This is a genomic window from Cypionkella sp. (assembly GCF_030652235.1).
In the GTDB taxonomy this organism is placed as follows: Bacteria; Pseudomonadota; Alphaproteobacteria; order Rhodobacterales; family Rhodobacteraceae; genus Cypionkella.
In genome coordinates this window covers 137,516-158,775 of record NZ_JAUSBA010000010.1, presented here as the reverse complement: position 1 = coordinate 158,775, position 21,260 = coordinate 137,516, and the positions used below count along the sequence as shown (strand labels likewise).

The 21,260-nt window shown below is 60.2% G+C and carries 15 protein-coding genes; 8 read left to right on the top strand and 7 right to left on the bottom strand.

Annotated elements, in window-relative coordinates:
* Positions 1-37: 37 nt before the first annotated feature.
* Genes Q7V03_RS02770 through Q7V03_RS02755 form a run of 4 tightly spaced genes read right to left on the bottom strand, consistent with a single transcriptional unit; the run spans position 38 to position 6,038 of the window.
* The gene (locus Q7V03_RS02770) at positions 38-1,231 is read right to left on the bottom strand and encodes an ABC transporter permease (protein WP_304924082.1); all 1,194 of its coding nucleotides are present in this window, start codon (positions 1,229-1,231) and stop codon (positions 38-40) included.
* The gene (locus Q7V03_RS02765) at positions 1,228-2,226 is read right to left on the bottom strand and encodes an ABC transporter permease (protein ID WP_304924081.1); all 999 of its coding nucleotides are present in this window, start codon (positions 2,224-2,226) and stop codon (positions 1,228-1,230) included. Before Q7V03_RS02765 ends, Q7V03_RS02770 begins: the two co-directional genes overlap by 4 nt.
* A gap of 3 nt (positions 2,227-2,229) precedes the next feature.
* A complete protein-coding gene (locus tag Q7V03_RS02760) occupies positions 2,230-4,119 on the bottom strand; it encodes an ABC transporter substrate-binding protein (RefSeq protein WP_304924080.1) in 1,890 nt (629 codons plus the stop codon).
* Entirely contained in the window at positions 4,116-6,038 is a 1,923-nt protein-coding gene (locus Q7V03_RS02755; RefSeq protein WP_304924079.1) for an ABC transporter ATP-binding protein, read from the bottom strand. The genes Q7V03_RS02760 and Q7V03_RS02755 overlap by 4 nt, the downstream gene beginning before the upstream one ends.
* Before the next feature lie 270 nt (positions 6,039-6,308).
* Here Q7V03_RS02755 and Q7V03_RS02750 point away from each other — a divergent pair, with 270 nt between their 5' ends.
* The 6 genes from Q7V03_RS02750 (at position 6,309) to Q7V03_RS02725 (ending at position 15,255) form a co-directional block, all read left to right on the top strand.
* Positions 6,309-7,484: a DUF3095 domain-containing protein gene (locus tag Q7V03_RS02750; protein WP_304924078.1), complete on the top strand. Its 1,176-nt coding sequence runs from the start codon at positions 6,309-6,311 to the stop codon at positions 7,482-7,484.
* A 165-nt stretch (positions 7,485-7,649) separates the two neighbouring features.
* Entirely contained in the window at positions 7,650-10,370 is a 2,721-nt protein-coding gene (locus tag Q7V03_RS02745; RefSeq protein ID WP_304924077.1) for an ABC transporter ATP-binding protein, read from the top strand.
* 73 nt (positions 10,371-10,443) lie between these two features.
* Positions 10,444-10,887 carry a Crp/Fnr family transcriptional regulator gene (locus Q7V03_RS02740; RefSeq protein ID WP_235815622.1) on the top strand — a complete coding sequence of 148 codons (444 nt, stop codon included), beginning with the start codon at positions 10,444-10,446 and terminating at the stop codon, positions 10,885-10,887.
* A 201-nt stretch (positions 10,888-11,088) separates the two neighbouring features.
* Positions 11,089-11,967, top strand: a complete 879-nt coding sequence (locus tag Q7V03_RS02735; RefSeq protein WP_304924076.1) for an MBL fold metallo-hydrolase — start codon at positions 11,089-11,091, stop codon at positions 11,965-11,967.
* A gap of 156 nt (positions 11,968-12,123) precedes the next feature.
* Positions 12,124-13,488 carry an adenylate/guanylate cyclase domain-containing protein gene (locus tag Q7V03_RS02730; RefSeq protein WP_304924075.1) on the top strand — a complete coding sequence of 455 codons (1,365 nt, stop codon included), beginning with the start codon at positions 12,124-12,126 and terminating at the stop codon, positions 13,486-13,488.
* A 105-nt stretch (positions 13,489-13,593) separates the two neighbouring features.
* Complete coding sequence (locus Q7V03_RS02725; RefSeq protein WP_304924074.1) at positions 13,594-15,255, top strand: adenylate/guanylate cyclase domain-containing protein; 1,662 nt, start codon at positions 13,594-13,596, stop codon at positions 15,253-15,255.
* Here the strand turns inward: Q7V03_RS02725 and Q7V03_RS02720 are convergent.
* A complete protein-coding gene (locus Q7V03_RS02720; RefSeq protein ID WP_304924073.1) occupies positions 15,191-16,867 on the bottom strand; it encodes a metallophosphoesterase in 1,677 nt (558 codons plus the stop codon). The genes Q7V03_RS02725 and Q7V03_RS02720 overlap by 65 nt on opposite strands.
* A gap of 3 nt (positions 16,868-16,870) precedes the next feature.
* Positions 16,871-18,199 (bottom strand): nucleotide sugar dehydrogenase, encoded by a 1,329-nt coding sequence (locus tag Q7V03_RS02715; RefSeq protein WP_304924072.1) that lies wholly within the window; start codon positions 18,197-18,199, stop codon positions 16,871-16,873.
* A gap of 164 nt (positions 18,200-18,363) precedes the next feature.
* On the opposite strand from Q7V03_RS02715, the gene Q7V03_RS02710 reads away from it, so the two are divergent.
* Both Q7V03_RS02710 and Q7V03_RS02705 read left to right on the top strand, forming a co-directional pair.
* Positions 18,364-19,479, top strand: a complete 1,116-nt coding sequence (locus Q7V03_RS02710) for a glycosyltransferase family 4 protein (RefSeq protein ID WP_304924071.1) — start codon at positions 18,364-18,366, stop codon at positions 19,477-19,479.
* Positions 19,476-20,201 (top strand): polysaccharide deacetylase family protein, encoded by a 726-nt coding sequence (locus Q7V03_RS02705; RefSeq protein WP_304924070.1) that lies wholly within the window; start codon positions 19,476-19,478, stop codon positions 20,199-20,201. Before Q7V03_RS02710 ends, Q7V03_RS02705 begins: the two co-directional genes overlap by 4 nt.
* Here the strand turns inward: Q7V03_RS02705 and Q7V03_RS02700 are convergent.
* Positions 20,193-21,155: a glycosyltransferase family 32 protein gene (locus tag Q7V03_RS02700; protein WP_304924069.1), complete on the bottom strand. Its 963-nt coding sequence runs from the start codon at positions 21,153-21,155 to the stop codon at positions 20,193-20,195. The genes Q7V03_RS02705 and Q7V03_RS02700 overlap by 9 nt on opposite strands.
* Positions 21,156-21,260 lie beyond the last annotated feature (105 nt).

The window sequence follows — 21,260 nt, the reverse complement described above, 5'->3', positions numbered from 1 at the left end:
TAACCTCGGGTTGGTGCGGTTCATTTGTAGGGACTGGTCATTTGTAAGGATCGGCGGCATCGCGTAGCCCGTCGCCGAGGAAATTGAAAGCAAGGATCACAAGGATCACCGGAATAACTGGGAACATCAGCCATGGGTAGAGGGCGATGATGTTGACGCTGCGGGCCTCGGTCAGCAGGATGCCCCAGCTAGAGATTGGCGCGCGCAGGCCGATGCCAAGGAAGCTAAGCGCGGTTTCGCCCAAGATCATGCCGGGGATGGTCAGGGTGGCAGAGGCGATCAGGTGTGACATGAAGCCGGGGATCATGTGGCGGCCAATGATGCGGGCGCTGCCTGCGCCCATCAGGCGGGCGGCCAGCACATAATCTTCTTCGCGCAAGGCCAACAGTTTAGACCGCACTCCACGGGCAAGGCCGGTCCAGTCCAGCAGGCCAAGGATCACGGTGATGCCTATGTAGACGAGGATCGGGCTCCACGTCACAGGGATGATCGCGGCGAGGGCCATCCACAGCGGGATAGAGGGGATGGATTGCAGCACCTCGATGATGCGCTGGGTGACCGCATCGAACCAGCCTCCGTGATAGCCCGCAAGACCGCCGATCACGATGCCGAGAATGAAGCTCATGGTGACGCCGAAGATGCCAATGGTCAGCGAAATCCGCGCGCCGTAGATGATGCGCGACAGCACATCGCGGCCCAGACGGTCGGTGCCGAGCAAGAAAAACTGGCCGTCTTCGGCAGGGCAAACCAGATGGGTGTTGCCGGGGATCATGCCCCAAAAATTATAATTGTCGCCTTCGCAGAAGAACCGCAGTTTTTGCACATCTGTCGGATCGCGGGTGTAGATGCGCTGAAGTGTATCCATATCAAGCACTTGACTGCGGCCATAGACGAAGGGGCCGACGAATTTGCCATCGTGGAACAGGTGGATTGCCTGCGGCGGTGCATAGATGAAATCGGTGTTGCGGGCGGATTGCGCGTAGGGCGCAAGAAATTCGCTGATGAAGATCGAGGCATACATCAAGATCAGAAAGATGCCGCAATAGAGGGCTACTTTGTGCTTGCGAAACTTCCACCACATCAGTTGCAGTTGCGAGGCTTCGGCGAATTTGCTTTGGGCCGATGCGGCGTTTTCGGCCTCATAGGGATCAAACGGCGCGTCCGAGACGTAATGCGTCATGGGCGCACCGGGGGCGGGCAAGACGGTGGTTTGGTTCGGCAGATCGCTCATTTGCTGCTGCCTTTACCAAGCCGGATACGGGGGTCAAGAAACGTTAGCGCGATGTCGGAAATCAGCACGCCGATCACGGTGAGAAAGGCGAGAAACATCAGGAACGAGCCTGCCAGATACATATCCTGGCTTTGCAGGGCGCGGATCAGCATTGGCCCAGTGGTTTCCAGCGACAGCACAATGGCGGTGACTTCGGCCCCGGAAATCATCGCCGGAAGGATTGATCCGATGTCCGAGATGAAAAAATTCAGTGCCATGCGCAGGGGATATTTCACCAGCACTTTCAGCGGATGCAGACCCTTGGCGCGGGCGGTGACAACATATTGTTTGTGCAACTCATCCAGCAGGTTGGCACGCAACCGGCGCACCATACTGGCGGTGCCAGCGGTGCCGATGATCACCACGGGTATCCAGATATGCGACATGATCGAGGAAAGCTTCGCCATGCTCATCGGCTCGTTCAGAAACTGGCGGTCCATCATGTTGCCGATTGAGACCCCAAACCAGATATTGGCGAAATACATCATCACCAAGGCCAGCATGAAGTTGGGCACGGCGATGCCCAACAGGCCCAGAAAGGTCAGCCCATAATCGCCCCAACTGTATTGGTGGGTGGCGGAATAGATGCCGATGGGAAAGGCGATGATCCAAGTGAACAGGATGGTGACCGTTGACAAAAGGACGGTAAGCCAAAGCCTGTCACCCACCACTTCGCTGACGGGCAGGCGGTATTCGAATGAATAGCCGAAATCGCCGTGCAACATGCCGCCGACCCACCAGATATAGCGAATGACCTGCGGCTGATCGAAGCCATAGCGTTCGCGCAGCATTTCAATCTCGGCCAGATCGGCGGATTCGCCCAAGGATCGCAACTCGGACACATAGCTTTCAAAGTAGTCGCCGGGAGGTAATTCGATGATGAAAAACACCAGAACCGAGATCAGGAACAGCGTTGGGATCATCGCCAGCGTGCGGATGAATATGTAGCGGATCATGGGTTATTCCCGCGCATAATAGAACGTGTCGGGCATATAGGCGCCCAAGAAACTAGTCGGCGTGAAGCCATACAACGCATCTTCTGGCACATTGCGCATCCGGGCCGCGCGCACGATCGGCTGCGGGGCAGAGTTGACAGTGCCGATGGAGAACACCTGATCAGCCCAAAGTGTCAGCATCTGCGCCCAAATTTCGGCGCGGGCGACGGTTGTGGTGGTGTTGCGCCATTGTTTCAGCAGGCTGACCAGTTGCAAGGCGGCGGGCAGATCGGGGGCCTCGCCTGCCGTTTCAGCCGACATATACCAACTGCCCCAGACCGGCCATTGCAACTGGTCGCTGTGGGTGGGGGCAAGTTGATCGGGGGCCATGTCGGCAGTGGGCACGCCGTTATCAAGGCCCGCCCACACCGACATTTGCACCTCACCGCCCATGGCGCGGCTGCGGAAGATATCGCGTTGGCTGGCCCGGATATAAAGGGCGATGCCGACATCACGCATGTGGTCGACGATCAATTCCAGCACATCGGTTTCAAGGCTGCTTTCGCCTGCGGTTTCCACCACGATGCCCGCCTGACGGCCATCGGGCAGAATGCGAATATTGCCGCCGCCGCGTTCGGTCAGGCCCAGCTCATCCAGCAGAGCATTGGCAAGATCTGGGTCATATTGCGCCCAAGCACTTGCGTATTCGGGGCGGTAGAGTTGGCTTTCGGGTAGCACTGTGTCGGCACTTTCGCGTCCCAAACCGAAGAAGTTGACCTTGTTCAACTCATGCCGATTGATCGCCACCGACAAAGCCCGCCGCATCCGCACGTCTTGGAACAGCTTACGCCAGACCGGGTCTTTGCAGTTCAGGTTTGGAAACAGCGAGACGCTCGATCCTTGCGTGCGCCGCCACAGCGAGACTTTCAGCGGGTGCTGCTTTTCGGCCTGCTTCATCAGGGTGTAATCGGGAAAGCTGATGCCACCCGCTTGAAGATCGCTTTCGCCAGTCGCGGTTTTGGCTGGAATAATATCAGCCGAGGCGACATCCAGAATAATGCGGTCAAAATACGGCAGTTGCTGGCCTGTCTGATCGACACGGTGGAAATAAGCGTTGCGCTCAAACACGAATTGCTCGGCGGGCGGTGCAGTGCGCGGACGCCACGCCTCTAGCGTCGGCAGACTGGGGTTTTCCGGGCGGATCGAGCGGCCCATTTTCGCATGCAGGCCTTGCCAATCATCGACGCGGTTCTGCTCGATCAGTTCGGCCAGCTTTTCCGGTGTTTGATACTTGGCGTGGAATTGCTTCATATAGGCCTGCGGCACATACAGGATCAGCGGCAGCGGCGAGGCCAGTTTGGGCAGGAAATCTGGCATCGGGCTGGCGAAGGTGTAGCGCACCGTCACGGGGTCGATCACGCTGAATTCGACAACTTTGCCATTGGCGATCAGATCCACCGGGGGGCCACCGCGATAGAGATCGGCATTGTTCATCATATCATCCCAGCAATAGCGGAAGTCCTCCGCCGTGAAGGGGCTACCATCGGACCAGCGATGGCCTTCGCGCAGATGCAGGGTGAAGACGCGGCCGTCAACCGCCTCAAAGCTTTCTAGAATATCCGAGACCAATTGCAGGCCCGCGTCATAACCAACAAGCCGGGAATAGCCATAAATCGGAATCAGCCGCACATCGCGCTGGCCGCTGATCAGCATCCGCACGCTGCCACCAAGGCGGCCCGTGGTGCGGCCCATCGCGGGCAGGTCAATGACGCGGGGAGAGCGCGGCAGACGTTCGGCCAGCGGCGCGATATTGCCCATCTTCACGTCGGCGGCGAAAAACGGCGATTCCGCGTAGGTGACCGTGGGCAAAGCGACCGAGGCGAGCAGCGAGAGGGCGGTGCGACGGGTGATCATGGTTTCAGATCATTTCTATCAGCGGATTTGCGGGCCAAGACGAAATGGCCGCCCCCCAAATCAAGCGGGGCAAGGTCGGATTGGGCATCAGGCTCGGCCCGAAACGCGGCAGCCCAGTTGGCGCTGGTCAGGGCGGTGTTGCCCTCAAACGTCGCAAAATCCAAGCGGCGATCCAGATCGGGGTAAGGCACGGCGGCGAGCAGCGCCTTGGTATAGGGATGCACAGGCGCGGTCATGATGGTTTCGCGCGCAGCGATTTCCACGATGCAGCCGGCCCACATCACGGCGACGCGGTCGGCCATGTAATCCACTACGGCGAGGTTGTGCGAGATGAACAGATAGGTCAGGCCAAGATCTTTCTGCAAATCTTTCAACAGGTTCAGAATCTGCGCCTGCACCGAAACGTCCAGCGCTGACACCGGCTCGTCACAGACGATCAACCCCGGAGCCAAGGCCAAAGCCCGCGCAATTCCGACACGCTGACGCTGCCCGCCTGAAAAGCTATGCGGATAACGGTGGCGGGCGGATTGGCCCAGACCGATAGCACCCAGCAGGGCATCAACGGTTTCGCGGCGCTGGGGCGGGGTGCCGCGGCGGTGAATGTCCAAAGGTTCGGACAGGATGTTGCCAACAGTCATCCGCGGCGAAAGCGACGACACCGGGTCTTGAAACACCATCTGAATCTGCGTGCGCAAGCGTTGCAGATCGTCGCCCTTGGCGGCAAGAACGTCCACCGGGCCAGAGCCATCATTATAGATCACCGAGCCCGCATCGGGCGTAACGGCGCGCATCAGGATCTTGCTGATGGTGGTTTTACCGCAACCGCTTTCGCCGACCAGACCCAGACATTCGCCGCGTTTGATGTCAAAGCTGACGCCATCGACAGCGGGAGCAGGTTTTGCGGATTTGCGAATATCCCAAGCCTGATCGCGGGTTTGGTACGTTTTGCTTAGGTTGCGGACCGACAGCAGGATTTCTGGCGCAGAAGCTATGGGCGCAGGTTGCGCGCCGCCGATGGCCGTCATCAGCTTGTCGCGGTTGATCTGAATGTCGCGCAAAGGTCGCAAACGCTCGCCTTTCTTCATGCCGAAATGCGGGATCGCGGCCATCAGGCCCTTTAAATACGGATGCTGCGGGCGGCGGAAAATATCGTCCACCGGGCCGGATTCCATGATGCGGCCTTGATACAGCACCACGACCTCATCGGTGACATTGGCAACGACGCCCAGGTCATGGGTGATCAGCAGGATCGCCATGTTCAGGCGCTGTTGCAGATCGCGCAGCAGCGTCAGAATCTGCGCCTGAATGGTCACATCCAGCGCAGTGGTCGGCTCATCTGCGATCAACAACTGCGGGCTGCAAATCAGCGCCATCGCGATCATCGCCCGCTGCCGCATCCCTCCCGAAAGCTCGAACGGATACATGTCGAATACTTTGCTGGGCTTCGTAAAGCCAACCAACGACAGCATTTCTTCCGAGCGTTCACGCTGTTCTTTGACCGAAACCGGCTCGTGAATACGCAACGCTTCGGAAATCTGATTGCCGATGGTGTGCAAAGCCGAAAACGAGGTCATCGGTTCTTGAAAGATCATGCCGATCTTGCGGCCCCGCACGCTGCGGATCAGGCGTCCATCGCGCGGCAGGCCCAGCAGCTCAACCTTGCCGCCCGGCGCCGTGGGGTCGGTCAACAGCACGCGGCCGCTGACCCGTGCAAAATCCGGCTGAAGCCCCATGATGGTCTGACCCAGCACCGATTTGCCCGAACCCGACTCACCGACCAAAGCGGTAATCTTGCCGGGCAGCACCCGCAGCCCCACACCTTTCAGCGCGTCGACTTGGCCAGTGGCCAGCGGGAAGGACACTTTCACGTCCTCTACCCGCAGCAAATCCATGCCGATGCCAAGTTCTTGTCGTGTCATCCGCTTTGACCCATTCCGTCCTGTGGCGTGGATCATGCTGGATCCGGTTGCTTAGCAAAGCCATTGCATGCGAGAGTTCTGGCGTATTGCAATCAAAATACAACGCCGGGTGTTGAAATCGACTCCACCAGTTCTGAAATAGTCAGACCGTGGCAGCTTTGTCGCCCTTCGCCCAACCCCGATGCAAGCCACACGAAGGCGTGTGACCCAGCAGAGAAAAAGTGCATTTATGGCACCTGTATCCTGCAAAAATCATGCTAGATTGCTACGATGTCCGGTCACAACGCCTCCGTTTTCCTGTCAGATCTGCCGGTCTTCGCCGAGTTTGAAGATGTAGCCAATCTGACACGCTACCGATCGCTGCCCGAAGGCTGGGCGCTGGCGGTGGCCGATGTTGTGTCCTCGACCGAGGCGATTGCGCATGGCAAATATAAATCCGTCAACATGGCCGGGGCCTCAGTGATCACGGCGGTGCTGAATGTGCTAGAGGGCAGTGATTATCCGTTCGTCTTTGGCGGCGACGGCGCGGTGATCGCAGTGCCCCCGAACGGCATTGCTGCGGCAAGCGTGGCGCTGGCGGCTGTGGCACGTTGGATCGAGGATGATCTGGGGCTGAACATGCGCACCGCCTTGGTGCCGTTGGCCGAGGTGCGCGCGGCGGGCCATGATGTGCGGATCGCGCGGTTTCAGGCCAGCCCCGAGATGACCTTCGCGATGTTCGCGGGCGGTGGAGCGGCTTGGGCCGAAATGCAGATGAAGCGCGGTCGTTTTGCCGTGCCGATGGCTGAACCCGGCAGCCGTCCCGATCTGTCTGGGCTGTCTTGCCGCTGGAACCCCGTCGCCTCGCGCAATGGTCAGATCGTGTCGATCATCGCTGTACCCAGCCCAACCGCTCACCCCGATGCCTTCCGGTCTCTGGTGGCCAGCGTGGTGTCGGTGGCCAATAAAGCGGGCGGATTGGGCAACCCGCTACCGCCCGAAGGCCCGGTGCCGCACCTAAGTTTGGGTGGTGTCGCGTCCGAGACTAAGGCCCACGCCCCACGCGGCAAACGCCTAATGGCCCGAATCAAAGTGATGGTGGCGATCTTTATGACTGTGCTGCTCTACCGCACCAATCTGACGCTTGGTGGATTCAATGCCCGCGACTATGTGCGGCAAATGACCCGCAACACTGACTTTCGCAAATTTGACGATGGCTTGAAGATGACGATTGATATCAACGCCGCTGGGCTTGCTGAAATCGAAGCCCTGCTCGACTCTGCTGCTGCCTCGGGCATCTGCCAGTTCGGCCTGTACAAGCAAGATCAGGCGCTTGTCACCTGCATCGTGCCGTCGCTGCGGGCACATGATCACATGCACTTCATTGACGGCGCGGCGGGCGGCTATGCACAGGCTGCAACCCAGATGAAGGCCAAAGCAGCATTGCAACCAGCCGGCGCGCAATGATAAACGTCTTGCCTCACAACCGTGCTTGGCGTTGAGTGCCAGCACGACAGATTTTTGACACTGCTCTGCTTGACCCTGACCCCCATTCTGGTTGGCACGATATGACCCTTTGCACCTTAGGTATTTCATCAAGGTGCCGACCGATCTGTAGAGGGCCTTAACGCCATGCTGGACCCCAATATTTCGCGCTACATCTGGACCCACACCAAACGCCAACAGCTTTGGGTGCTGATGATCGTGGCGCTCTCGATGATCCCCTATTTCCTGTCGCTCAATTTGCCAAAGCAGATCGTGAACGGGCCAATACAGGGCGATGGTTTTGCTGATCCCGCAGCCGTGCAGACATTCATGCAGATCGCGTTTGATCTGCCGATTTTGGGCACTGTCACGTTGTTTGACGGCATTCAACTCGACCGCTTGAACACCCTGTTTGCGCTCAGCGGAGTGTTTTTGCTGCTGGTGATCGTGAACGGCCTCTTCAAATATTACATCAACACCTACAAAGGCCGTCTGGGCGAACGTCTGCTGCGCCGCATCCGCTTCACGCTGGTCGATCATATTCTGCGATTTCCGCCCGCCACCTTCAAACGTCTGAAGGGCGCGGAAATCTCCAGCATGGTGAAAGACGAGGTCGAACCGCTCGGCGGCTTTACAGGTGATGCCTTTGTCGCCCCCGCTCTGCTCGGCGGACAGGCAATCATGGCGCTTGTGTTTATCTTCGTGCAAAGCATCCCACTGGGCCTGATCACCGCAGCACTGGTCGGGGTACAGGCCTTCATCATCCCCCGCATGCGTCGCAGATTGCTGGTGCTGGGGCGCGAGCGGCAACTGACCGCGCGCGAACTCGCCGGTCGCGTCAGCGAGATCGTTGACGGCATCCACACCATCCATTCGTACGACACTTCAAACTTTGAGCGCGCCGATATCTCATCGCGGCTGGGGCAGATCTACAAAATCCGCTTCGACATTTATCAGTGGAAATTTTTGGTGAAGTTCCTCAACAACTTCCTCGCCTCGGTGACGCCGTTCCTGTTCTACAGCATCGGCGGTTATCTGGCGCTGCAAGGCCAGTTGGATATCGGGCAGCTGGTGGCGGTGATCGGGGCGTATAAGGATCTTCCCGGCCCATTGAAAGAATTGATCGACTGGGATCAGAACCGTCAGGACGTGCAGATCAAATACAATCTGGTGATCGGGCAGTTCGCGGTGGATGGCCTGTTGGAACCCGAGATTCAGGCAGTATCGGCGGAACGTGCAGAGGGTAAAATGAGCGGTCCCCTCGCAGCGGTCAATCTGGGCGTGACCGATGACACCGGGGCCGTCGGGCTGGACAGGGTCAATTTCACCCTGATGCCGGGTGAGACGGTCGCCATCATCGGCAACGCCGGATCAGGCGCTGACATTTTGGCCGAGGCCTTGGCGCGCATCGTCTGGCCGACGCAGGGCCAGATCAATGCGGGCAGCGCTGATCTGCACAGCCTGCCCGAATCAATCAGCGGCCGCTCCATCACCTATGCGGGCACCGATGCCTATTTCTTCTTCGGAACCGTGCGTGACAACCTGCTTTACGGGCTAAAACACGCCCCGATCACCGACCGTGTGATCGAAGGTGCGGCTCTGACGCAACGTCAATGGGAGCGGCGCGAGGCCGTTTGGGCGGGCAATCCCGAGTTCGACATTCACTCCGACTGGATCGACTTTGAACATCAGGGGGCAGCGGATCAGGCGGCTCTGATGCCGTCAGTCTATGCTGCACTGGACGCCGTGGCGCTGACCCGCGATATGTTCGATCTTGCGTTGCGGTCCCACGTCAATCTGGCCGAGCATGGCGATCTTGCCGCCAAAACCGTCGAAATGCGCCGGGTGCTGCGCGATGCGTTGACCAAAGCGGATCTGAACCGGCTGATCGAACCGTTTGAACCCGGTACCTATAATACCGAAGCGACGGTGATCGAAAACCTGCTGTTCGGCAATGCCCGCACGCCCGAATTGATGGCGGGTGCAATCATCAATAACCCGTATTTCTTAAGCGTTCTGAAACAGCTCGGATTGGCTGACACCCTGTTCAGCATGGGCACCGAAATTGCCCGCAACGCCATCGAACTGTTCAGCGACTTGCCGCCGGATCATCCGTTCTTCCAACAGCTGACCTTCATGAAATCAGACGATATTCCCGTCTACGCCATGCTTCTGAAAAAAATGGATAAAAACTCTTCCAACATCACCGACAGCGACCGCACGATGATGATCCGCCTCAGCTTTGACTACATCGAGCCGCGGCATCGTTTTGGTCTGCTCTCGTCCGAGTTGATGGCGCAGATCGTGGCGTTCAGAACGGCTTTCAACGAAGGCCTTCCGGCCAACCTGAAAGACGCGATCGAGTTTTACGATCCCGAGCAATACATGGTTTCCGGTACCTTGCTCGACAACATGCTGTGTGGCCGCATCAGCCAGAAATATCGCGACGGCGTTGAACGCATCTATGCGGTGGCAGGCGGGGTACTGCGCGAATTGGGCATCTATGATACGCTGCTGTCGATTGGGCTCGACTTCCACATCGGCGCAGGCGGCAAGCGGCTGACCTCAGTGCAGCGACAGAAACTCGCCTTGGCACGGGCGTTGATCCGGCGGTCAGATTACTATCTGTTCAACCGCCCGCTGTCGGCGCTGGATACCCGGACGCAAGAACAGGTGCTGATTGCCGCGCTGAAATATCTGCGCAAAGAGGGCCGTACGCCCGCCGTGGCTTGGGTAATCTCGAATGCGAAGTTTGCGCAGTTGTTTGATCGGGTGGCAGTTTTTGAGCGTGGAAGACTAGTCGAAGACGGCTCTCATGCAGAACTTTTACAAAAGAATGGTATCTTCAAGGAACTGATGTCGGCATAGTCTAAGGGCTAGGCCTATCCAGCGGTTGCATAAGTGGGAAGGTGACGACGTGCTCTTGAATGACGAAGTCAAAATGCTGAAGCAGGTTCCACTGTTTGCCGGAGTATCTCCGGCAAAGCTGAAACTGCTAGCCTTCACATCAGAACGGGTGTCCTACCGCGCCGGCGAGGTGTTGTTTCACCAAGGCGACGCAGGCGATGCGGCGTTTGTGCTGCTGGCTGGCCGTGCCGATGTAATCGTTGATGGCCCAACCGGGCCTATCAAAGTGGCTGACCTTGAAGAGAATGCTATCGTTGGCGAAATCGCCATCCTGTGTGACGTGGCCCGCACCGCGACGATCAAGGCCGCAACCCCGGTTGAGGCCCTGCGAATCAGCAAGGACAACTTTTTCAAACTGATGTCCGACTTCCCGGAAATGACCATCGAGGTGGTGCGCGTGCTGGCAAATCGTCTCAGCCAGACCACGGTAGAGCTGTCTGAGGCGCGCAGTCGGGTCGCCGCCCTCTCCAAGCGCTGATCAAAGCCCAAGTCTGGCACGGAAAAAAGTCATGCTTTGGACAAAACTGCCCAGCATTCTGCACCCAAGCAGGCTTTTCTTTTCGACCTGCCCCGCAATCGGGCCTCGCATCTTGTCGCGATGCTTCCTATCCTTCTGTATATCAGCGATCTGGGGAAGTCTGATCTTGGCGATGCGCGGCAATGAAAAAGCTTCTGGCCCATGTCCACGGTATTGCAGCGGGTGGCTTTCGAGCAGGCCCGGCACATGACCGCGCTGTCGAAGTTTCAGCTGAAGCTTTGGGGCGCACGCGGCGGCCTACCCGTCAGCGGCCGTCAGTTTCAGAAGTTTGGTGGCAACACGATCTGTATCGAAATGCGCTGCGGCGAGCATGTGATCATGTTCGACGCTGGCAGTGGGGCCTTGGCGGCTGGGCAGGCCCTCGCTGCTGACGGCTGCAAGGAACTCACCCTCTACTTCACCCACACCCATTACGACCATGTCTGCGGTCTGCCATTTTTTAAGCCGATGTATTGCGGCCAGTCACAGCTCAAGATGTGGTCTGGCCATATGGGGCCTGCGATGACCACCCGGCAGATGCTGTCGGAATTCATGCGCAAGCCGTTCTTCCCCATTGGGCCCGACTATTGCAGCGCCAGGATTGATGCGCGGGATTTCAGTGCAGGCGATGTGCTGACCCCCTACCCCGGCGTGACGATCCGCACGGGGATGCTCAATCATCCCGGCAATGCCGTGGGGTATCGGGTAGAGTTTGGCGGTCGCTCGATTGCCATCATCACCGATACCGAACACGAACCCGGCACTTTGGACCCCGCCGTGCTACGCTTGATCGACAAGGTGGATCTGTTTCTCTACGACGCCACTTTCTTGGATGAAGAAATGGCGACCTTCAAAGGCTTTGGTCATTCTTCTTGGCAGCAGGCGGTGCGTTTGGCGCAGACAGCGGGGGCGAAACAAGTGGGCTTCATTCACCACAGCTTCAACCGGACCGACGCCGCATTAAGCAAAATCGAGCGCGCTGCAAAACGCCAGTTTCCGGGCGCGTTCTGCGGGCGTGACCTTCAGGTGATTGATATCTGAGACGCATCTTGCGCGATGGCAGATCACCCTTTCTGCACACTGGCTCTGCTTACATAAATGTTGCTTTTTTGTGATGCGAAAACCGGCTAAAAGCGACATCTTTCCAAGATCACATTTCCCAGATCAGACGGCCAATGCGGAAAGAAGGAAGCTATCGTGACCTACATTCCCGCCTCTCTCCGCGATTTTGTCGTCTATATCTGGACAGGCGACCCGCATGGCGAATCCGTCCCCGCCCGTGTCATGGCCGAAATTGACCGCCGTGAAACCGCAGCAGAGCAGACCATCAGTTGGGCGCAGCTAAGCATCGTCGGATTCATGACCCTGCTGTATTGGATAGCACCCCGCGCCGAGGGCACTGCGGGCGAAAATTTCGTGCCGCTGACGCTGGCCGCCTATCTGGTGTTTACCCTGTTTCGGCTGTTTCTGTCGTATCGGATGGTGCTGCCCGGCTGGTATCTGCTGCTGTCGATGGTGGTCGATGTCGGGCTGCTGTGCGCCATGATCTTTTCCTTCCACATTCAGTATCAGCAGCCGCCCGCCTTCTATCTCAAATCGCCAACGATGATTTATCTGTTTTTTTTCATCGCCTTGCGCGCGCTGCGCTTTGATCCGCGCTATGTTTTCATGTCGGGGCTGATTGCGGCATCGGGTTGGACGCTGATGGTGCTTTACGCGCTGACCTATGACATGAACAACATGCATGTCACCCGCAACTATGTTGAATACCTGACCTCAAACACCATCCTGATCGGAGCCGAGATCGACAAGGTGATCACGCTGCTCGGCGTGACGCTTATCCTGACCCTCGCTTTGTTCCGCGCGCGCGCTGTGCTGTTTGATGCCATTCAAAGCCATGCCGCAGCCGAGGATCTCAGCCAGTTCTTCGCGCCCGAAGTGGCCGATATGATCACTCAATCCGCAGAAATGCCCGGCGCTGGCCAAGGCGAGATCCGCGCGGCTGCCATCATGTTTGTCGATGTCCGCGGCTTTACGAAAACCGCGCTCTCGCTGCCGCCGGAAACGGTGATGCGGATTTTGGCGCATTACCAGCAGATCACCCTGACTGAAATTGAACAGCACAACGGCCAAATCGACAAATTCATGGGTGATGGCATCTTGGCGACGTTCGGAGCCGTTCAGCCGGGCGAAACCTATGCGGCAGATGCCCTGCGTGCGGCCTCAGCGGTGATTGCCGCACTGGATGCGCGGCAGGACGATTTCGCGGCATTGGGCTGGCCGGGCCGCTTTGCCACCGGTGTTGCGGTGGCATCAGGCGATGTCACCGTGGGGATTGTCGGCTCGCAAGGCCGCTACGAGTTCACAGTGATCGGCCATGCCGTCAATCTGGCGTCGAAACTGGAAAGCGCCAACAAAGCCCAGAGCACGCGGGCTTTGACCGACGCCAGCACCCACAGCCGCGCCGAGGCGCAGGGCTATGTTAATCCCGCCGTGCTGCGGCGTGACGGCGAAGACGTGGCTGGACTTGCAGCTCCCGTTGATCTTGTGATTCTGGCCTAAGATGCAAACCTTTTGCCCCTCCATCTTCCCCGCGGATCAGACGCACGCGTGTCGGGCTCTGACATGAACAAAGTTGCGCAGTCGCGACGCAGAGGAGCGCGCCGGTTGTGGCGACGCTCTCGGCCAAGCGTCGCACAGTTGCGGCTGTGGTCGGGCCTGGTGCTGTTTACTTTTGCCACCACGCATTTGCTGAACCATGCACTTGGGCTGATCTCGCTTGAGGCGATGCAGGCTGGGCAAGACCTGCGCCTGTTCATAACCCGCAGCCTGATCGGAACGCTGGTGCTGTGTCTCGCCGCCTTGGTGCATGTCGGCTTGGGTATCGCGCATTTCGTGCGCCTGCAGACATGGCGTATCGGCACCCGAGGCGTGGTGCAGCTTTTGTTCGGGCTGATGATTCCGATTCTGCTGATCCGACATGTGCTTGGCACCCGGGGCGCGCATGAGTGGTTCGGCGTCACCGATAGCTACAAATATGCGCTCTGGGCGATGTGGCCGGGTGAGGGTGTTCGGCTGGCGCTGCTGATAACGCTGGTTTGGATACATGGCTGTATTGGCCTCCACATGTGGCTGTCGCGAAAGCCGTGGTATCGCCGCAACCTTTGGGCGATGAATGCACTGGCCGTGCTGATCCCGTCATTGGCCTATGCGGGCTATGTCTCGGCGGGGCGAATACTTCAGTTGCGCGGCGGCGTCTCCAGCCCGTTCAACGCCGCACAATACGCGGAGATGCAACAAAATTTCCTGCTGGGTTCCTACAGCTACTTTGCGATATTGGCAGCTGCGGTCGGGGGCTGGACGCTGCTGCAGATGGGCAACAAAATGGGCGCGCGAGTTCGGGTGCGTTATACTTTTGGCCCGGTGATTTCAGCAGCGCGCGGGCTTTCGGTGCTGGAAATCAGCCAGATGAACCGCATCCCGCATGCCGCTGTCTGCGGTGGCCGCGCGCGGTGTTCGACCTGCCGGGTCCGCGTGCTGGAAGGGCTCGATCAACTGCCCCCGGCCTCGCTGACCGAGCAGCAAGTGCTGCGCCGTGTCGGTGCGCCCGCGAATGTGCGGCTGGCCTGCCAGTTGCGCCCGACCGCCGATCTGACCATCTCAACCCTGCTGCCCGCCAACCTAGAGACGGGCCAATCCGGCGACGTTGACAAATACCATTGGGGCGTTGAAAGCGAAGTCACGCTGCTGTTCTGCGACCTGCGCGGCTTTACCAAAATGTCCGAGGGGCGCTTGTCTTTCGATGTGGTGTTCGTGCTGAACCAGTTTCTAGGCCGCATGGCTGAGGCGATCGAAGACAGCGGCGGTTTTGTCGACAAGTTCATGGGCGATGGCATCATGGCAATCTTCGGGATGGAGACCACTCCGGCCGAAGGTGCGCGCCGCGCCATCGCGGCCGCCCGCGCCATGGGCGGCGTGCTCGACAGCCTCAATCAAAGCCTGCATGAAGAACTCCGCGTGCCGCTATCGATGGGCATCGGCATCCATTCCGGCCCCGCCATTCTGGGCCGCATCGGTGCCGCGCATCGCACCGAAACCGTCGCCCGCCTGACCGCCCTGGGTGAGACAGTGAACATTGCCAGCCGGTTGGAGCAAAAGACCAAGGATCTAGGCGTACAAGTGGCGGTTTCTGCCTATGCGCTGGCGCTGTCAGAGCTTGAGGCGACCGAAAAAACCCTGCCGCAAACCGTCGATATTCGTGGGCTCAGTCAGCCGCTGGATATTCTGGTGGCCCAGCGCGCGACAAGCCTGCCGCAGCCAGCAGAATAGGGCCGTCCTCCACGTCCACCCGATCCAATGACACCTTCAGCACCGACAAAAACCGCTGCAAAAACCCACGCGGGCCTTGTGCAGGATCGGCGCTGGCATCGCCATAATCCGCCGCAAGTGCACGGCACAAAGCCAGCCTGTCAGCCACAATCCAGCGCCCAGCCAAAGGCCCGGCAACTTTGATCAGATAAGCATCGGCGATCAGATCGGCCAGCGGGCAGGCGACAATCAACCCAAGATCAAGCCCGTGCCGCCCTGCAAATGCCGCAACCTCTCCCCCGGCCAATTCCACCAGAAATCCCGCATCCCGGTCCATCACCAGCGCCCGCACCACGGGCGGCCAATCATGCACCAAGCGCCGCTCCAGCACATGCGCCCGCCGCTGCGCCGCCAACAATGCGCCAAGCGGCAAGGCCTCACCTTGCCGACCCTCCGCCGTGTAAACCGCCGCAATACAAGGATCAGTCGGCACATCCTGCAGCGAAATCGTTTCGGCGCTGACAACGTCGGTGCCGGCACGAATGATCTTAAATGCCGCAGGGAAGGCCACCAGCGACGGCAACGACAGATCGGTCAGTCGCCCATCCGCCGTGCTGGTGGTGGCATTGACATGCATATGCCCCCCCATATGCCAGCGCAGCCCGGCGGCGATCAACGCCTGCGCCACCTGTGGGCCGGGGGTGCGCCGCACAATCGCGGTTTCCCCAAACAACGCCCGTTCCGACCCCGCCACATCCTGAAACGGGTCCAGCACCGGATAATGCGACACGGCCACCAGTGTCTTGCCCAGTGCCTGCGCCCGCGCGGTCACATCCGCGATCCAATCCAGCAGGAACGGCTTGACCCGCAGCACTGCATTCCACCCGGCATCAGACGGCCCAATGAACGCCTTCTTACGGGTCGCATCGGGCCGCCCCGCGCGCGGCTCGAACACGTTGGCATCGATCATCAACAGCCACAGCCCCGGCTCAGGCTCCACCAGATAAGACGCATCCATCAGCCTTTGCGTCGCCGAGCCATCAGCGGAAACCGCCTCATAGATCCGCGCCTCGGGCCGATCATCCAGCCCGAACGGGCTTTCCCAGTGCAGATATTCCGGCTGGCGAAACAGCCCAAACCGCGCCATCGGCAGCAGCGCCGCAGGCTGCCCGCCGCAACGCATCGCGGGCGTCACAATCGCCCCGACCTCTGCCTGTTCCGCATCGCTGGTCACCATCATGGTTTGCCCTGGTGCCGAGACAAACCGCGTTGTCACATGCTTGCCATGCGGGCCATACAGATCATGATTGCCGGGAATGGCATAAAACTGCAGCCCGTGCCGCTGCTCAAACCCCTCCAACACATTAACCAGCCGCCAAATGTTCGCAGCCTGCCCGTCGTCAGAATAATCCCCCGCCAGCACCACATGCCGCACCCCAGCCGCCGCGATCTTCTCCAGCGCAGCGCGTAGCACCCCAGCGGTTTCGTTAAACGCCCGCGCCGCAATCCGCGTATCGGCCCAACTGCGCAGGGCAAGCCGAACACCGTCTGCCAAAATCCCCGCGCCACCGAAATCGCCCGCCGGATCGTGAAAATGCACATCCGCCAGTACGGCAACGGTATGAAGTGCCATCGCTCAGGCCTTCACCACATGATCCGCTACAATCGCGTTCCGCGCGAACACGTTGCGGGTGTCGATGATCAACGGTGACCAACGCGCCAGCCCCGCGTAGTCTAAGCCGTCGTGATCCGTCGCGATCAGCACCGCGTCAAAGCCGCCGACCGTTGCCTCATCAAACGCCACCGATTGACGCCCCTTCAGCGCGCCATAAGCCCGCGTCTTGGGAATCTCGCTTACAAACGGATCGTGATAGCTGGCCTGCCCACCGCGCTCTTCAATCAGTTCGATCAGCTTCAGCGACGGGCTTTCGCGAATATCCGGCACGTTCTTCTTATAGGCCAGCCCGATCACCAGCACCTTGGATCGGCTCAACGCCAGCCCCAAGCGCTGATCCAACGCTTCGGCCAGCCGTTGCACCACGTGCCGCGGCATCCCCGAGTTGATCTCACCTGCCAACTCGATAAACCGGGTCGGAATATCATATTCCCGGGCTTTCCACGTCAGGTAAAACGGGTCAATCGGGATGCAATGCCCGCCCAAACCGGGGCCGGGATAGAACGGCATGTAGCCGAAAGGTTTGGTCTTGGCGGCTTCGATCACTTCCCAGATATCCACGCCCATCGCCTCGTAGATCACCTTCAGCTCGTTGACCAAGGCAATATTCACCGCACGAAAAACATTTTCAGTCAGCTTTACCGCCTCAGCCGTCGCAGTCGACGACACCGGCACCACGGTTTTCACCACCGCGCCATAGAATGCCGCCACCAACCGCCCCGCATCCGCCCCATCGCCTGCCACCACCTTGGGAATGCTCGAGGTATCAAAGGCGCGGTTGCCAGGATCTTCCCGCTCTGGCGAAAACCCAAGGTAGAAATCTTTGCCCGAAACCAACCCGCCCGCCTCAAGAATCCGCTTCACCGGGCCATCCGTCGTCCCCGGATAAGTGGTGGATTCCAGCACGATCACCTGACCCCGGCGCAGGGTCTTGGCGATGTCGTCACAGGTGCGGGTGATGAAAGACAGGTCCGGCTCGCGGTGGCGCGTCAGCGGCGTCGGCACACAAATCACAATCACATCGCACAGACCAAGCCCAGAGAAATCCGCCGTGGCCGCAAACCGCCCTGCGGCCACCTCATCAGCCAGCACCGCATCCGGCACCGCCTCGATATAGCTTTTGCGGGCCTCAACGGCGGTGATCTTGGCGGGATCGGTATCATATCCGGTCACCCGAAACCCCGCCCGCGCGGCGGTAATCGCCAGCGGCAGGCCGACGTAACCCAGACCAATCACCCCAACACGGGCCGCTCGGCTGGTGATATTTTCAAGAAGTTGGGACAGGGGCAAGGGTCACTCCGCCATGGCTGAGGCTGATCTGGAAATGGGCCAGTTTGCCAATGCTGTCAAGGTTGGCGGCGGGGCAGGGGCAACGGCGGTCGATTCCAGTCGCCGCGCACCAGCTTTGCGCTTACCCTTAGCGCAGACCTGCAAACCACTGGGAACATCACCTGATGACGCCGCCCGCCCGCCGCCTGCGGATCGCCTTTTACGCGCCTTTGAAGGCCCCGACGCATCCGGTGCCCTCGGGAGATCGGCTGATGGCACAGCTGCTGGTCCGCTGCATGGAACAAGCAGGGCATCAGGTGGACCTGGCCTCAGACCTGCGCGCCTATATCGGCGACCCGCAAGATCCCGCGGGCTGGGCCAAGCTGCGCGCCGATGCCAACCACGAGTCCGGCCGGATCAGCACCCTTTGGGCCGATCAGCCGCCCGATCTGTGGCTCTGCTACCACCCCTATTACAAAGCCCCCGACCTGCTTGGCCCCCGCCTTACCCGCCGTTTCGCGCTGCCCTATGTCACGGTCGAGGCCTCGCTCTCCGCGCGCCGCAACATCGGCATCTGGGCCGAGATGCAGGCCAGCGTCATGGCCGCAGTGCAGCAAGCCAACCTGAACCTCTGCCTCACCGCCCGCGATATGAACGGCCTGCAAGATACCACCCCCACTGCGCAACTAGCCCGGTTTCCGCCCTTCATCGAAACTGACGCTTTTTCAGCCCCCCCCACACCGCAGCCCGGCCATCTGGTGACGGTCGCGATGATGCGCGCAGGCGACAAGACCGACAGCTACCGCCGCCTTGCCGCAACGCTGGCCCTATTGCCGCCCAGCCTTGACTGGCATCTCACCGTCATCGGCGACGGCCCGCAGCGCGCCGAGGTGCAGGCGATGTTCGCAGACCTGCCCCCGGATCGTCTGACATGGCGGGGCCTGCAATCCCGCCCCGAAATCGCCGCGACCTTAGCCCACGCCTCGGCCTATATCTGGCCCGGCTGTGGCGAAGCCTACGGTCTCGCCTATCTTGAGGCCCAAGCCGCAGGCGTCCCCGTCATAGCGCAACGCACCGCAGGCGTACCCGAAGTGGTGGCCGATGGCGAAACCGGCTTTCTGACGGAGCCGGGCGACGATGCGGCAGCGGCGGCAGCCATCCTGCACTTACTGACTGACCCCGCCCTTCAGCACCGTATGGGCCAAGCCGCCCGCCTGCGCGTTCTGCGCGACCATTCCTTAGCAGGCGCAGCCCAGCGCCTGAACACCCTGCTGCAAACCATAGTCGAGACCAGACCATGACCGAATCCCTGATCCGCGCGCTTGATCTGCGCGCCGCCAATGGCACCCCGGCGCAGCTATGGCTGCGCGACGATGACGCCATAGCGCCCAGCGCGGAACTCGACCGCCTGCTCTCCCTGACCGAAGCCGCGAACATCCCCGTCACCCTCGCCGTCATCCCCGCCCATTCCGGCCCGGCATTGGCCAAACGACTGACCACCGCGCAAGGCGTTTGCGTCGCCGTGCATGGCTGGTCACATACCAACCACGCCCCCGGTTCCGAGAAAAAGCAAGAACTGGGCCCGCATCGCCCGACCCAACAGGTTCTGGACGACCTCGCGCGTGGCTTCAGCCATCTCGCGCAACTCCACCCCCAGCAGTTCGCGCATGTGCTGGTGCCGCCGTGGAACCGCATCGCCCCGCCAGTTGTCGCGGGCCTTCCCGCCCTTGGCTTCAAAGCCCTGTCGGTCTACGGCCCCGAAGCCACCGCCGCCCTGCCCCTCTACAACACCCATGTCGATGTGATCGACTGGCGCGGCAGCCGTTCCGGGCGACCCGATGCAGTGTTGATGGACGAAATCGCGCAAGCCATGGCCCGCAGTGATGCGCCGATTGGCCTGCTGACCCACCACCTTGTGCATGATGCGCAGGTCTGGGGCTTCCTCTCACGGCTATTCGCCCTCACCGCCAATCATCCCGGGTGTCGCTGGGTCGGCCTGCCGCAGCTTATCGCCTCACCATGATTTCCACGCGATCAGCAGGCCGCTCTCCGCCTGCAAAGCCTGCGCCCGCAGTGCCTCCACCTCGGCCACAGCCGCACGGTCGGCCAGCACCCCCGCAACCAATGTCTGCGGTGCCACGCTGACCGCCCCACCCCGCGCCGCCAATGTGAACACCAGCGGCCCGGTTGACCACCACGCCGGGGCCTCCGGCAGCAGACCAAGCACCTGCGGCAACCGCGCATTCAGCCGATGCAGCGCCGGATGATCCGGCGGCACAGCGATGAACGAATTGCCCAACAGCAAACCGCCAAGTCCGGTCTGACGCGGCACCATCTCGGCCCAAGCGGTCAGGCCGATCAGCGGCAGCAGATCGTGAAAGCTGATGTCATCCCGCGCCGGATACCAATCGCAATCCAAGTATATCCCGCCCTCCGCCGCCAAAATCGCGTATCGCGCCACATCCACCGCACCGGGATAATCCCCGCGCGCCAGCATGGCTGCATAAACAGGCTGATCCGGCAGACCCAGACGCGCCAAATCAGCCTCGTGCCACAGCCGATACTGATACCCCTGCAACTCTGCATGATGCCGCCATGCCGCCACCCCAACGGGGACAGGCAGGCTGCCAATCCAGATCTGATGGATCACCCGCGGCACAGGCCTGCGGTTGACGGCAGTGATCGCCTGCTGCTCGGCGGTGGAAAACCGAAACAACGGCGCAAGCACCTCTGGCGGCGGCATCAGATGAAACTGATACCCCGCCCGTGCGACAAGATCTCCCACCGCCTTGGCCAGATGCAGCCGTGCCGCATGAAGCCTGCGCGGCAGCCCCAATGCCGTCTGTGCAGCCAAGGCCGCAATCTCGCTATCCGCAGTCAGTGCATCCAAAATTGCCGTCGCCGCAGCAAAGTCGCCCTTGGCGACCATTGCTCTGGCAGCACGGATGCCATCGTTCATGCGTCGCTTGGCGCTCATGCTGCCCGCCCTTCTTGGTGGCCCAGCGGTTTGATCCATATCTCGGATCAACCGCCGTCCCAAGAAGTAACCAAACCAAGGCTATAGCGCAACGCACAGAGCCTT

Bases quoted from the DNA above. Each gene is read 5' to 3' on its own strand.
- Q7V03_RS02750 (WP_304924078.1), top strand. From the start codon at position 6,309: ATGTCCGGTCACAACGCCTCCGTTTTCCTGTCAGATCTGCCGGTCTTC.
- Q7V03_RS02765 (WP_304924081.1), bottom strand. From the start codon at position 2,226: ATGATCCGCTACATATTCATCCGCACGCTGGCGATGATCCCAACGCTG.
- Q7V03_RS02740 (WP_235815622.1), top strand. From the start codon at position 10,444: ATGCTGAAGCAGGTTCCACTGTTTGCCGGAGTATCTCCGGCAAAGCTG.
- Q7V03_RS02735 (WP_304924076.1), top strand. From the start codon at position 11,089: ATGTCCACGGTATTGCAGCGGGTGGCTTTCGAGCAGGCCCGGCACATG.
- Q7V03_RS02745 (WP_304924077.1), top strand. From the start codon at position 7,650: ATGCTGGACCCCAATATTTCGCGCTACATCTGGACCCACACCAAACGC.
- Q7V03_RS02720 (WP_304924073.1), bottom strand. From the start codon at position 16,867: ATGGCACTTCATACCGTTGCCGTACTGGCGGATGTGCATTTTCACGAT.
- Q7V03_RS02770 (WP_304924082.1), bottom strand. From the start codon at position 1,231: ATGAGCGATCTGCCGAACCAAACCACCGTCTTGCCCGCCCCCGGTGCG.
- Q7V03_RS02760 (WP_304924080.1), bottom strand. From the start codon at position 4,119: ATGATCACCCGTCGCACCGCCCTCTCGCTGCTCGCCTCGGTCGCTTTG.
- Q7V03_RS02755 (WP_304924079.1), bottom strand. From the start codon at position 6,038: ATGACACGACAAGAACTTGGCATCGGCATGGATTTGCTGCGGGTAGAG.
- Q7V03_RS02705 (WP_304924070.1), top strand. From the start codon at position 19,476: ATGACCGAATCCCTGATCCGCGCGCTTGATCTGCGCGCCGCCAATGGC.
- Q7V03_RS02710 (WP_304924071.1), top strand. From the start codon at position 18,364: ATGACGCCGCCCGCCCGCCGCCTGCGGATCGCCTTTTACGCGCCTTTG.
- Q7V03_RS02700 (WP_304924069.1), bottom strand. From the start codon at position 21,155: ATGAGCGCCAAGCGACGCATGAACGATGGCATCCGTGCTGCCAGAGCA.